The sequence below is a fragment of the Streptomyces sp. NPDC088812 genome (genome assembly GCF_044750285.1).
Lineage (GTDB): Bacteria > Actinomycetota > Actinomycetes > Streptomycetales > Streptomycetaceae > Streptomyces.
The window spans coordinates 18041-31363 of the sequence record NZ_JBIVJP010000016.1 but is presented as its reverse complement, the minus strand read 5'-3'; the positions used below and the strand labels follow the sequence as shown (position 1 = coordinate 31363).

The 13323-nt window shown below is 70.4% G+C and carries 9 protein-coding genes; 5 read left to right on the top strand and 4 right to left on the bottom strand.

Annotated elements, in window-relative coordinates; all coding sequences use genetic code 11:
- Nucleotides 1-44: 44 nt before the first annotated feature.
- Genes ACIP67_RS26290 through ACIP67_RS26275 form a run of 4 tightly spaced genes read right to left on the bottom strand, consistent with a single transcriptional unit; the run spans nucleotide 45 to nucleotide 5041 of the window.
- Entirely contained in the window at nucleotides 45-806 is a 762-nt protein-coding gene (locus ACIP67_RS26290; protein WP_401695453.1) for a carbohydrate ABC transporter permease, read from the bottom strand.
- Nucleotides 807-865: 59 nt separating this feature from the next.
- Nucleotides 866-1831, bottom strand: coding sequence for a carbohydrate ABC transporter permease (locus ACIP67_RS26285; RefSeq protein WP_401695196.1), 966 nt, complete (start codon nucleotides 1829-1831; stop codon nucleotides 866-868).
- Between the two features lie 7 nt (nucleotides 1832-1838).
- On the bottom strand, nucleotides 1839-3128 hold the full coding sequence (locus tag ACIP67_RS26280) for an extracellular solute-binding protein (RefSeq protein ID WP_401695195.1): 1290 nt from the start codon (nucleotides 3126-3128) through the stop codon (nucleotides 1839-1841).
- Nucleotides 3125-5041 (bottom strand): glycoside hydrolase family 127 protein, encoded by a 1917-nt coding sequence (locus ACIP67_RS26275; protein WP_401695194.1) that lies wholly within the window; start codon nucleotides 5039-5041, stop codon nucleotides 3125-3127. Before ACIP67_RS26275 ends, ACIP67_RS26280 begins: the two co-directional genes overlap by 4 nt.
- A gap of 183 nt (nucleotides 5042-5224) precedes the next feature.
- Here ACIP67_RS26275 and ACIP67_RS26270 point away from each other — a divergent pair, with 183 nt between their 5' ends.
- From ACIP67_RS26270 to ACIP67_RS26250, 5 genes are all read left to right on the top strand, one after another.
- Complete coding sequence (locus ACIP67_RS26270; RefSeq protein WP_401695193.1) at nucleotides 5225-6265, top strand: LacI family DNA-binding transcriptional regulator; 1041 nt, start codon at nucleotides 5225-5227, stop codon at nucleotides 6263-6265.
- A 355-nt stretch (nucleotides 6266-6620) separates the two neighbouring features.
- Nucleotides 6621-8075, top strand: a complete 1455-nt coding sequence (locus ACIP67_RS26265; protein ID WP_401695192.1) for a pectinesterase family protein — start codon at nucleotides 6621-6623, stop codon at nucleotides 8073-8075.
- A gap of 44 nt (nucleotides 8076-8119) precedes the next feature.
- Complete coding sequence (locus ACIP67_RS26260) at nucleotides 8120-9583, top strand: RICIN domain-containing protein (RefSeq protein ID WP_401695190.1); 1464 nt, start codon at nucleotides 8120-8122, stop codon at nucleotides 9581-9583.
- A gap of 83 nt (nucleotides 9584-9666) precedes the next feature.
- Nucleotides 9667-11088 carry a glycoside hydrolase family 3 N-terminal domain-containing protein gene (locus ACIP67_RS26255; protein WP_401695189.1) on the top strand — a complete coding sequence of 474 codons (1422 nt, stop codon included), beginning with the start codon at nucleotides 9667-9669 and terminating at the stop codon, nucleotides 11086-11088.
- The gene (locus ACIP67_RS26250) at nucleotides 10989-13313 is read left to right on the top strand and encodes a glycoside hydrolase family 3 C-terminal domain-containing protein (protein ID WP_401695187.1); all 2325 of its coding nucleotides are present in this window, start codon (nucleotides 10989-10991) and stop codon (nucleotides 13311-13313) included. The genes ACIP67_RS26255 and ACIP67_RS26250 overlap by 100 nt, the downstream gene beginning before the upstream one ends.
- Nucleotides 13314-13323 lie beyond the last annotated feature (10 nt).

The window sequence follows — 13323 nt, the reverse complement described above, 5'->3', positions numbered from 1 at the left end:
GGGGAGGGGGAAGGGAGAGGGGTGCGGGAGCGGGAGCGGTGGTGTCAGTCCTTCACCGCTCCCGCGGTGACGCCCGCCGCCACATAGCGTTGGGCGAGTACCAGCAGGATCGTCGCCGGGACGGACGCCACCACGGCGGTCGCCATGATCGCGTTCCATTCCTGGTTGTTGTTGCCGATGTAGCGGTAGATGCCGAGTGTGACGGGCTTCCAGTCACCGCCCCCGTCGAGGGTGCTGGCGAAGACGAAGTCCGACCACGCCCACAGGAAGCTGAACAGCGAGACGGTGACGACGGCGTTGCGGCTCACCGGCAGCACCACCGACCAGAACGTGCGGAAGGCGCCGGCGCCGTCGATCCGGGAGGCGGAGATCAGCTCGCGGGGGATGCCGGACATGAACGCCGTGAAGATCATGACGCCGAAGGGGACGGCGATGGTGGAGTCCGCGACGATCAGGCCCCACCAGGTGTTGAGCAGCCCGAGGTCGAGGAAGACCCCGTAGAAGCCCATGGCCATGACGATGCCCGGAATCATCTGGGCGACCAGCAGGGCCAGCCCTACGGCGCCCCCGCCGCGAGGACGCAGCGTCGCCAGCGCGTAGCCGGCCGGCGCCGCGACCAGCAGGGTGAGCGCGACCGTGCCAAGGCCGATGAGGAGACTGGTGGACAGGTGGGGCAACTGCTCCCGCAGGACGGTCTGGTACCCCTCGGTCGTGGGGTGCGAGGGGAACAGGTCGGGAGGGTCCTTGCGCATGGACTGCTGCGGGGTCAGGGACACGTTCAGCATCCAGTACACGGGGAACAGCATCAGCGCGGTGAGGACGAGACCGATGACCGTGTGACGCCGCCGTGAGCCGCTTCGCCGCTTCACTTCTCCTGCCTCCTCTGGACGCGGACGTACAGCAGACCGAAGGCCAGGGCGATGAGGATCAGCAGGTTGCCGACCGCGGCGCCGGGGCCGAACTTCGGCAGCAGTGTCCCGAAGCCGAGCTGGTAGGACCAGGTCGCCAGGGTGGACGAGGAGTCGCCCGGACCGCCCTTGGTCATGATCCAGATCAGGTCGAAGACCTTCAAGGTGTAGACCAGGCCGAGCAGCAGCGCGATCGTCGACACCGGACGCAGCAGCGGGAGCGTGATGCGGCGGAACCGCTGCCAGGGCCCGGCACCGTCCAGCGCGGCGGCCTCGTACAGCTCGCCGGGGATGTTCTGCAGCCCGCTGTAGAGGATGACCAGGTTGAACGGGATGCCGATCCAGATGTTGGCGATGATCACCGAGGTCAGTGCCCAGTCCGGCGAGGTGAGCCAGCCGACCGGCTCGACGCCGACGAGGTGCAGCGCGTGGTTGACGACCCCCGACTCGCTGTTGAGCATCCAGGACCAGGTCGACGCCGACACGATCAGCGGCAGCAGCCAGGGGACGAGGAACAGGGCCCGCAGAACTGGAGCCAGGGGGAAGTGCCGGTTGAAGAAGACGGCGAGGGCCAGGCCGATGACGTACTGGAAGGCGAGGGAGACGAAGGTGAAGACCAGCGTGTGACGCATCGCCGGGGCGAACGTCGGGTCCGCCAGGACCGCGCGGAAGTTCTCCCACCCCGCGAACGGGGCGTGCCCGGAGACGAACGACCGCACCGTGTAGTCCCGCAGGCTCAGATCAAGGTTGCGGTACAGCGGCCAGGCGTAGAAGGCGGCGAGGTACGCCAGCAGCGGCGCCACGAACACGAGAGCGGTGAGCCGGGTGCGCCGCCGCCCCGGGGAGGCAGGTGCCGGGGCGGCGGCGGGTTCGGCCGGCGACTTCGGCGCCCGGTGCGCCGGGACGAGCCGTGCGGTGGCCATCGGGTCCCTACCCCTTGTCGGCGCTGGTCTGGGCGGCGGACAGGGCGGCCTGAGGGTCCTCGGTGCCCGACAGGGCGGTCTGCACCGCGGTCCACAGGGGCTCGGAGATCGTCGGGTACGCCGAGCCGAGGCCACCGCTGGTGCGCCCGCGGGCCGCGGCGACCGCGTCCACCCAGGGCCTCAGCTCGGTCGAGGTCTTCACCTGCCGCGCCTGGACGGCGGCCGTCGGAGCGACGTACATCAAGGTGGTGTCCGTGGCGAGCAGGTTCTCGTCGCTGGTCAGACACTCCACGATCTTCTCGCTGACGTCGTAGCGCGCCTCGTCCTCCTGCACCGGGACGGTGACGAACTCGCCGCCGGTGGGCACCGGCGCCGGACCGCCCGCCCGCGAGGGGATGTTGACGACGCCGTACTCGAAGCCCGCCTCGGCGGCGTTGCCGAGCTGCCAGGTGCCGTTCTCGCCGAAGGCGTAGTCACCACCGGCGAACTCCTGCCAGCTCGTGGTCTGTGTGTTCTGCAGGACGCTCTTCGGCGCCAGTCCGTCGTCCACCCAGCCCTTCCAGAGCGACAGCGCGGCCGCGCCCGCATCGGAGTCCAGGTCCTCGAGATCGGCGCCCGCGCCCCAGAACCAGGGCAGGAACTGGAAGGTGCCCTCCTCCGTGCCGATCGCGGAGAAGGTGATGCCCTTCTTCCCGGCGGCCTTGACCTTCTCCAGGGCGGCGGTGAGGGAGTCCCAGTCCGTGATGCCGGCGGGGTCCACACCGGCGGCGTCCAGGATCTCCTTGTTGTAGTAGAGGGCGAGGGTGTTGGCGCCGATCGGCACACCGTAGGAGTCGCCGTCGATGGTGCCCGCCCCGATGATGTTCTTCTGGATCGAAGCGGTGTCGAGGCCGAGATCGGCGGTCTTGTTGAGGATGCCGGCCTCGACGAGCGTGGAGACCACCGGGTTGTCGACCAGCATCACATCGGGCGCGTTGCCCTGCTGCGCGGCCAGCAGCGCCTTGTTGCCGAGATCGGTGGTGTCGTAGGCCGTGCGCTTGACCTCGACGCCGGCCTTCTTCCCGCAACCCGTGACCAGTTCGCCCCACGGAGAAGAGGCGTCGAACTGCGGATAGGGGTCCCAGAAGGTGTACGTCCCCGAGGATGCGTCCGTGGATTGTGAGGCTCCGGAACCGCCCGAGCAGGAGACGAGGCAGGCGAGTGTCCCGACGGCGGCGACGGCGGCGAGAAGGGGGCGGCGGCTGGCTGACACGGGGTGACCTCGATGGGGTGGAAGGGGGCGGTCGGGGGACGTCATGAGGTGGGCAGCCAGACGCGCATGGCGCCGTCCTCGCGATTGGCCCAGGCGTAGTAGGGCACGGCGGTCAGCTCGACGCTCTCGCCGCCGTCCCCGGGGGAGGTCCCGGGCGGGCCATAGGGCCACCAGCCGGCCGGTGCGGCGGGGCGCCGGCGGCCCGCGGCGACGACGGTGGTGACGCCCCCGAGCAGGTCGGGGCGGTGCTTCACGGCGAGCGGGCGGGCGGTGTCCAGGACGATGTCGTCCAGTCCGCCGCCGGGGTGGTCGGCCTGCTCCAGGCAGTAGACGAGCGGGCCGCGTTCGATCGCCACGCAGCCGCGGACCGCGTCCACCCGGGGGTCGGCCGTGGTGAGCCGGGGCTCCAGACCGAGTTCGAGCACCACCCGGTCGCCCTCGGCCCAGGTGCGCTCCAGCCTCAGCCAGCCGTCGGCCGGGGTGACCTCGCGGACCTCCTCGCCGCAGCGCAGGCGGACCTCCTCGCACCACTGCGGAACCCGCAGGGAGAGCGTCCAGGGCCGGTCGGCCGGGGTCCGCTCGACGGTGAGCGCGATCGTGCCGTGCCAGGGGTAGTCGGTCACGCAGCCGACCGAGACCTGGTCCGTGGCGTAGGTGCCGGTGACGTACTGGTGGATCTGGAGCCCGTCCTCGTCACCAGTGGCCAGGTAGTGCTCCAGCGAGGCGAGCAGGCGCATCACGTTGGGCGGGCAGCAGGCGCAGCGGAACCAGCGGGTGCGGCGGGCCGAGTGGTCGCCACCGGGATCGACGTGACCGTCCCGCACCTGCAGCGGATTGACGTACAGCCAGCTCTCGCCGTCGAGCGACACCCCGGCCAGGAAACCGTTGAACAGGGTGCGTTCCACGAGGTCGGAGTAGCGGGCCTCGCCGGTGAGCAGGGCCATGCGCCAGCTCCACTGGACCGAGGCGATCGCGGCGCAGGTCTCGCAGTAGGCGCGCTCGTTGGGCAGCTCGTAGGGATCGCCGAAGTCCTCCTGGTCGTGGTGGGCCCCGACCCCGCCGGTCAGATGGGTCTTGGTGGTGGTCATCGCGTGCCACAGCCGTTCCCCGGCGGCGCGCAGCCCGCCGTCCCCCGTCTCGGTGGCGAGGTCGGCGGCGGCGGCCAGCAGGTAGAGCTGGCGCACCGCGTGCCCCTCGACCTCGGTCGCCTCCCGGACCGGGACGCGGTCCTGGCAGTAGGACTCGCCGCCGAGCAGGCCATGGCCGTGCCGGTCGACGAAGTAGGCGGCGAGGTCGAGGTAGCGGCGCTCGCCCGTCTCCCGGTACAGCTCCACCAGGGCGGTCTCGACCTCGGGGTGTCCGTCGATGCCGTCGATCGCCTTGCCGCTGCCCGGCGGACCGAAGACGCCGTCGAGGTGGTCGGCGAACGCGCGCGCCACGTCGAGGAGCCGGGTGCGGCCGGTGGCCCGGTGATGCGCGACGGCCGCCTGGATGAGATGGCCGGCGCAGTACAGCTCGTGCCCCCAGCGCAGGTCCGTGTACCGGCCCTCGCCCTTGCCCAGCTGGAACCAGGTGCTGAGGTAGCCGTCGGGTTCCTGGGCCGCCTCGACGAGGGTGATGATCTCCTCGGCCTGGGCCTCCAGCACGGCGTCCGGAGCCTGGGCGAGCTGCCAGGAGGCCGCCTCCAGCCACTTGTACACATCCGTGTCGAGGAAGGGATAGTCGCCCTGGAAGGTCCCGTCGGCCCGGCCGGCCGCGCTGCGCAGGTTGTGCAGGTTGCCCGCCGACTCCAGCAGCTCGGGGCCCTGGGGCAGGCACACACGTGCGTTGACCTCACGCCGGGCGTGCCAGAACCCGGAGTCGATGACGCCTGCGGCGGGACGCAGCGCGGCCCGGGAGTCCGGACCTGGGCGGACCGGCCCGGTCGGGCGGACCTGCGAGGAACGTGAACGGGGCATGGTTCTCCGGGGTTCGCGAATGAGCAATGGTTTTCCCTGTGTAACCTGTCGGAACCGTAGGGGAAATCAACCGGTGGCGGTCAATAGGTGCGCAAGGGTTTTCTCATTTGGTGCAGTCTGGAACTGTGCACAGATCGCCTGCCACCATGGGTTCAGTGATCCCGGAGAAGAAAAGGTTTGCCTGTGACTTCTGCCACTAGTGCTCAAGGGTCGTCGCCGACCGGTCGCGCGCGCCTCGCCGACGTCGCCGCCCTGGCCGGCGTCAGTGTGGGCACGGCGTCGAAGGCGCTCAGTGGCGGCGGGAGGATGCGTCCGGAGACGCGGCAGCGGGTGCTGGACGCCGTCGAGGCGCTGGGCTTCCGCCCCAACCCGCAGGCCCAGAGCCTGCACACGGGACGCAGCTGGACGGTCGGACTGATGACCACGGACGGCATCGGCCGATTCAGTACCCCCGTACTGCTGGGTGCCGAGGACGCGCTGGGTGCGGGCAAGATCTCGGTCCTGCTGTGCGACACCCGCGGGGACGCCATCCGGGAGGAGCACCACTTGCGTACCCTGCTCGACCGCCGGGTGGACGGCATCATCGTCACCGGCCGGCGCACCGATCCGCGACCGCCCCTGTCGGGGGTCGGCGGGCTGGAAGACCTCCCCGTGGTGTACGCGTTCTCCCCCTCCACGGACCCCGCCGACATCTCCGTGGTCTCCGACGACCGGGGCGGCGCCCGCCTCGCGGTCGAGCACCTCGTCTCCACCGGTCGCACCCGGATCGCCCACGTCACCGGTCCCGAACACCACGCCGCCGCCCGCGACCGGGCGCACCACGGCGGTGAACACCTGGCCGCGGCGGGCCTGCGGCTGTCCACCGGCCGGGTCCACTTCGGCGAGTGGAGTGAGGCCTGGGGACGTCGGGCGGTGGCCGCGGTCCTGCGCACGGCGCCGGAGACGGACGCGTTCTTCTGCGGCAACGACCAGATCGCGCGGGGGGTCACCGACGCCCTGCGCGAGCGGGGGGCGGACGTGCCCGGTGAGGTCGCGGTCGTCGGCTACGACAACTGGGACACCATGGCCCTGGCCTCCCGCCCGCCGCTGACCACGATCGACATGAACCTCACGGAGATCGGCCGGATCGCCGCCCTGCGGCTCCTTGACGCGATCGAGGCGGCGGGGACCGCGCCGGGCGCGCACACGGTGCCCTGCCGCCTCGTGGTCCGGGAGTCGACGTGACGCGGAGGTGGATCTTCCCCGGGTGGCGGACGGGGCTCGGGCGGGACCGTCCGGCACGACGCGGGCGCCGGAGGTAAATGTAAGAGCTATTGACGAATCGGTGTCGGCGCTCTTAGCGTCTTCGCCGTCGCGGACGGCACCGGACGTTCGCCGGGCAGAGCCCCGGAACTCGCCGCCGATCCCACACCGGTCCGACCGGGACGTCGGACCGGTCGGTCCGTCGTTGGCACCGACCTGATGGCACGCGGCGTTCCGTCGTGCGTGTGGCACATCGATCGCCCAGACCTGTTTGTCATGCACGCGACACATGGGGGCGAGGGGAACGACACTCGATCGATCCGACGAGGAGAGTCGCATGACCGAATACTTACTCGGCCGTCCGAGAGCCGATCGTCTCCGCCCGCGGCGCTTCGTGCCGGGGTGGCTGGCGGTGCTGCTGGTGGTGCCGTTGCTGGTGGTGGGTGGTTCGGCTGAGCCGGCCGCCGCGGCGGTGCCGGTGTCCGGCGGGACGTACACGCTGGCGGTGACCAAGAGCGGCAAGTGCCTGGACGTCGTCGACGGCAGTACGGCGAACAAGGCGCTGCTCCAGCAGTGGAACTGCCATGCGGAGCAGACGAACCAGCAGTGGCGGGTGAACAGCCGCAACGGTGCGTTCGAGCTGCAGTCGGTGGGCAGCGGCAAGTGCGTGGACGTGCCCGACAGCAGCACGGTGAGCGGGGTGCAGGTCCAGCAGTACACCTGCGTGGGCAGCGCCAACCAGCTGTGGAAGTTCACGGCGTCCGGGTCGGGCACCTACCAGGTGGTCAACGTGGGCAACGGCCTGTGCCTGAGCGACCTGAACGCGGCCACCACCAACGGCAACCCGATCATCCAGGAGACCTGCACCGCCAACACCAACAAGCAGTGGGCCTTCACCCTGCTGGGCGGCAAACCCACGGTCGCGGCCGACGGGACCGGTGTGTACACCACGGTCCAGGCGGCGATCGACGCCGTCCCCACGGGCAACACCCAGCCCGTGGAGATCACCATCGCCCCCGGCACCTACCGGGAGATCGTCCGCGTCCCCGGCAACAAGCCCTACATCACCCTGCGCGGTCTGGGCTCGGGGCCGTCCTCGACCGTCATCGTCAACAACCACAGCGCCGGTGACTACGGCACCTCCGGCAGCGCCACCATGTTCGTCGACGGACACGACTTCAAGGCCGCCAACCTGACCGTCTCCAACGACTTCGACGAGAACTCGACCGACTCGGGGCACCAGGCCGTCGCGCTGAACCTCAACGCCGACCGCTCGGTGTTCGACACGGTCCGGCTCCTGGGCGACCAGGACACCTTCCTGGTCAACAACTCCGCCCGCACCTACGCGGTCAACTCCTACGTGGAGGGCACGGTGGACTTCATCTTCGGCGGCGGAACCATCGTGTTCGACGACTGCGACATCTACGAGAAGCGGTCCACCGGCGGCCCGATCACCGCCGCCAGCACCGACGCCGCCAAGAAGTACGGCTTCCTCTTCTACCAGTCGAACATCACCGGCGCGACCGCCAACACCACCCAGCTCGGGCGTCCCTGGTACCCGGACGCACAGGTCCTCTACCGTGAGTCGACGCTCTCCTCCACCATCGCCACCGCCCAGCCCTGGGTCAACATGTCCTCCAACTCCTGGCAGAACGCCCGCTTCTCCGAGTACAAGAACACCGGCGCCGGAGCGACCGTCAACAGCAACCGGCCCCAGCTGAGCGACTCCACCGCGGCGGACTACACGCCGCAGAAGTACCTGGCCGGCACCGACGACTGGAACCCGATGTGAGCGCGGCTCACATGACGACGACCGTGGCGGAGAGGGAGAAGCCCGTGCGAGGGAACAGTACACGTGCGCGTGCCGGGACAGACCCGCGGCGCTTCGTGCCGGGGTGGCTGGCGGTGCTGCTGGTGGTGCCGTTGCTGGTGGTGGGTGGTTCGGCTGAGCCGGCCGCCGCGGCGGTGCCGGTGTCCGGCGGGACGTACACGCTGGCGGTGACCAAGAGCGGCAAGTGCCTGGACGTCGTCGACGGCAGTACGGCGAACAAGGCGCTGCTCCAGCAGTGGAACTGCCATGCGGAGCAGACGAACCAGCAGTGGCGGGTGAACAGCCGCAACGGTGCGTTCGAGCTGCAGTCGGTGGGCAGCGGCAAGTGCGTGGACGTGCCCGACAGCAGCACGGTGAGCGGGGTGCAGGTCCAGCAGTACACCTGCGTGGGCAGCGCCAACCAGCTGTGGAAGTTCACGGCGTCCGGGTCGGGCACCTACCAGGTGGTCAACGTGGGCAACGGCCTGTGCCTGAGCGACCTGAACGCGGCCACCACCAACGGCAACCCGATCATCCAGGAGACCTGCACCGCCAACACCAACAAGCAGTGGGCCTTCACCCCGGTCGGCCGCACCTGGCCCTCCACCGCCGACGGCTTCGCCGCCACCGGCGGCGGCACCACCGGCGGGGCCGCGGGCACCACCGTCACCGTCACGACCTACGCGGACCTGCTGAAGTACGCCTCCGCCACCGCTCCGTACGTCATCAAGGTGGCCGGGTCCATCACGGTGCCCAGCTACGGCTACGAGATCCCGGTGCAGTCCGACAAGACCATCGTGGGCGTCGGCACGACGGGCGAGATCGTCAACGGCGGCCTCAACCTGGGCACCGGCGTCCACAACGTCATCATCCGCAACCTGACCATCCGTGACACGCGGATGGCCGACGACGACCCCGACGACAAGGTCTACGACTACGACGGCATCCAGATGGACACCGCCGACCACATCTGGATCGACCACAACCGGATCGAGCGGATGAACGACGGCCTCATCGACAGCCGCAAGGACACCAGCTACCTGACCGTGTCCTGGAACGAACTGGGCGAGGTCAACAAGGCGTTCGGCATCGGCTGGACCGACAACGTCACCGCCCGCATGACGATCCACCACAACTGGATCCACGACACCAACCAGCGCAACCCCAGCATCGACAACGTGGCGCTGGCGCACCTCTACAACAACTACCTGCAGAACATCACCTCGTACGGCAACCTCTCGCGCGGGTCGGCCAAGACCGTCGTCGAGAACAGCTACTACGAGAACGTCGCGAACCCCTACTCCTACGACGGGACGGCCGCCGCGATCTCCCAGAAGGGCAGCGTGCTCGTCGACTGCACGGGTGACCAGAAGACCCAGGGCACCACCTTCACCCCGAGCGACTACTACTCCTACACGCTCGACGCGGCGGCGGACGTACCCGCGCTGCTGAAGCAGTACACCGGACCGCAGGCCACCATCGGTTCCTGAACGGGGTCCAGGTCCCCGGCCGCACCACCGGCCGGGGACCGTCCCATGCCCGCCTCACGTCACCGACGAAGAAAGGGCTTCCCGTGCGCCGCAGACCACCGACACCCTCCCACCGGCGGACCTGGGCCGCCGCGCTGTGCTGCCTCGGTCTCCTCGCCACCGGGGCGGCGAACACCCCGGCCGCCGAACCGGCGGCCCGTGCCACCGCCCTTCCCCCCTACCTGGACACCCGCCACTCCTTCGCGGAACGCGCCGCGGACCTGGTGTCCCGGATGACCTTCGCCGAAAAGGCACAGCAACTGCACACCAACCGGGCACCGGCCATCCCCCGGCTCGGGGTACAGCAGTACACCTACTGGAACGAGAGCCAGCACGGGGTGAACCGGCTGGGCGCCAACGTCAACGACGGCCCGGCCTCCGGCGGGGTGCACGCCACCAGCTTCCCCACCAACTTCGCCGCCGCCATGACCTGGGACCGCGACCTCGTGTACCGGGCGGCGACCGCGATCTCGGACGAGGTGCGCGGCTTCCTGGACAAGTCGCTGTGGGGAACCGGCCAGAACAACATCGGCGCCTCCCCGGACGACTACGGCTCGCTCACCTTCTGGGCGCCCACCGTCAACATGGACCGCGATCCTCGCTGGGGCCGCACCGACGAGGGTTTCGGCGAGGACCCCTACCTCGTCGCCGCCCTCGCGGGGGCCTACGTCAACGCCTACCAGGGGCAGACGGAAGACGGCACACCCCGGGAGAAGTACCTGAAGGTCGCCGCGACGGCCAAGCACTACGCGCTGAACAACGTCGAGCACAACCGCATGGGCATCAGCTCCGACACCACCGACAACGACCTTCACGACTACTACACGTCCCAGTTCAAGAGCCTGATCGAGAAGTCCCTGGTGGCGGGACTGATGACGTCCTACAACGCGATCAACGGCACCCCGTCGGCCGCCAACACCTACACCACCAGCCAGATCGCCCAGCGCGGCTACGGGTTCTCCGGCTACATCACCTCCGACTGCGACGCGGTCGGCACCACCTACCAGTCCTCCCCCCAGGGCCACGACTGGGCGCCGCCCGGCTGGCGGACCGACGGCGAGGGAACGCAGGCCACCTGGACCCGTGACGACGACGGGCAGCGCGTGTCCGGCGCCGCGGGCGGGCAGGCGTACGCGCTGCGCTCGGGCACCCACCTCAACTGCACCGGCCAGGAGGCCACCACGCCGAACCTGACGGAGGCCGTCGAGGCCGGTGTGCTGAGCGACGGCGTCATCGACACCGCCCTGGTCCACCTGTTCACCGTGCGGATGCGCACGGGCGAGTTCGACCGGGCGGACGAGGTGCCCTACACCCGCATCGGCAAGGACGTCATCGAATCGCCGGAGCACGGGAGCTGGCCCGGGAGGTGGCCGACAACGCCCTGGTACTCCTGCAGAACGACGAACTGCCCTCCAACGAAGGCAAGGTGCTGCCGGTGGACGTCGCGGACGTCGACAAGGTGGTGATCCTGGGCGACCTCGCCGGCAAGGTGACCCTCGGCGGCTACTCGGGCGACCCGTCCGTGAAGGTGAGCCCGGTCGACGGCATCACCACCCAGGTGAGAGCGGCCCACCCCGACGCGGAGATCGTCCACGACGCCGCGGACACGTCCACCACGGCCACCGGTCCCGCCGTCCTCGGCGAGGACACCCGGGCGGCCGTGCGGGACGCGGACCTGGTGGTGGTCGCCGTCGGCACCGACGCCGCGGTGGCCGACGAGGGCCAGGACCACGCAGACCTGGCACTGCCCGGCAACTACCGCTCCCTCATCGACCAGGTCACGGCGCTGGGCAACCCCCGCACCGTGCTCAGCGTGCAGTCCAGCAAGCCGGTGGAGCTGGAGGAGGTGCGCCGGAAGGTCCCGGCGATCCTGTTCTCCGGCTACAACGGCCAGAGCCAGGGAGACGCCCTGGCCGACGTCATCTTCGGACGGCACAACCCCAGCGGACGGCTCAACTTCACCTGGTACAAGGACGACTCCCAGCTGCCCGACATCGCCGACTACGGACTGGCACCCGGCGACACGGACGGTCTCGGCCGGACCTACCAGTACTTCACGGGCGAGCCCACCTACCCCTTCGGCCACGGCCTCAGCTACACCGACTTCACCTACACCGGCGTCGAGGCGGACCGCCGGACGGTGGCGGCCGACGGGACGGTACGGGTCGGTCTCGACGTCACCAACACCGGCTCCCGGCCCGGTGCGACCGTGGCCCAGCTGTACGCCCGCACCGGGTTCGGCGTCGACGGCCGGGAACTGCCGGACAAGCGCCTGGTGGGCTTCGTGAAGACCCGCGTCCTCGCCCCCGGCCGCAGCCAGCGCGTCACCTTCCGCGTCAACGCCGCCGACCTGGCCTTCTGGGACGGCGAGCAGGCCCGGCAGGTCCTGTACAACGGCACCTACCGGTTCGAGGCGGGCCCCGACTCCGCCACCGTCTCCGGCTCCGTCCGGATCGGTGTGCACGGCCGGCTCTCCGACCGGGTACGGCACGTGACCGTGCAGCCGGAGACCGTGGCCCTGAGCGCCGGCGACACCATGGACCTCACCGCCCGCAACCGCTGGCTCAAGGACGACACCGACCCGGACCGGCAGCCCGGCCGCAACCTCGACGTGCGAGCCGACCACGTCGTCGAGGCCGTCACCGACGACGGCTCCTTCGCCGACCTGGACGAGAAGAAGGTCCGGTACCGCAGCAGCGACCCGTCGGTGGCCACCGTCAGCCGCGACGGCACCGTCACCGCCGTCGGCAACGGCGTCGCCACCATCGCCGTCACCGTGGACGGCGTCACCGGAACGACCCCCGTCACCGTCCACCACCCGGTCACCCTGGACGGCGACCGGCTCCTGCACCCCGGCACCACCGCCACGATCGAGGCCACCTACACCAACAGCGGAGCGAGCGTCCTGCGGGACGCGGCCGTCGACCTCACCGTCCCGGAGGGCTGGACCGCCGAGGCCGGCACACCCGCACGCACGACCGTCCCGCCGGGCGGGTCCGTCCGCGTCGCATGGAAGGTCACCGTCCCCGCGGACGGCAGCCCCGGCGGCTACGACCTGGCCGTGAGCGCCACCCACCGCGGCGCCAGGACCGAGGACACCGCGCGGCTGCGGGTGTCGGTGCCGTACGCCTCCTTCGACGCCGCACGGGACAACCGGGGCATCAGCGACGACACCGCGCCCCGGCTGGCCGACCTCGACGGCGCCGGACGCAGCCTGTCCGCGCAGGCCCTGGCGGCGCAGGGCCTGCGTCCGGGCGGTGCGGTCGCCTACGACGGCGTGACGTTCACCTGGCCGGCCACCGCGCCGGGCGAGCAGGACAACATCGTCGCGGCGGGCCAGACGGTGCCCCTCACCGGGACCGGCACCAAGCTGGGGTTCCTGGGCACCGCCACCAACGGACTTGCCGCCGACCTCGCCACGGTGACCTACACCGACGGCACCACCCAGGACGTCCCGCTGGCCTTCGCCGACTGGTGGGACAACAGAGCGGCCCGGGACACCGGCCTGGTGGCCAGTCCGGCGTACCTCAACACCGCGAACGGCCGCAACAACCGCAAGGTCGCGGTGTACGGCGCGACGGTGACGCTGCGGGAAGGGAAGACACCCGCCTACGTCACGCTGCCCACCGTCAGCACGGGCGCGGCGGGCGGCCAGAACGCCATGCACGTCTTCGCCGTCGCCCTGGGCTGACCGTGGGCCG

Coding starts and splice junctions, on each gene's coding strand:
- ACIP67_RS26290 (WP_401695453.1), bottom strand. CDS start 806: ATGCTGTTCCCCGTGTACTGGATGCTGAACGTGTCCCTGACCCCGCAG.
- ACIP67_RS26285 (WP_401695196.1), bottom strand. CDS start 1,831: ATGGCCACCGCACGGCTCGTCCCGGCGCACCGGGCGCCGAAGTCGCCG.
- ACIP67_RS26280 (WP_401695195.1), bottom strand. CDS start 3,128: ATGACGTCCCCCGACCGCCCCCTTCCACCCCATCGAGGTCACCCCGTG.
- ACIP67_RS26275 (WP_401695194.1), bottom strand. CDS start 5,041: ATGCCCCGTTCACGTTCCTCGCAGGTCCGCCCGACCGGGCCGGTCCGC.
- ACIP67_RS26265 (WP_401695192.1), top strand. CDS start 6,621: ATGACCGAATACTTACTCGGCCGTCCGAGAGCCGATCGTCTCCGCCCG.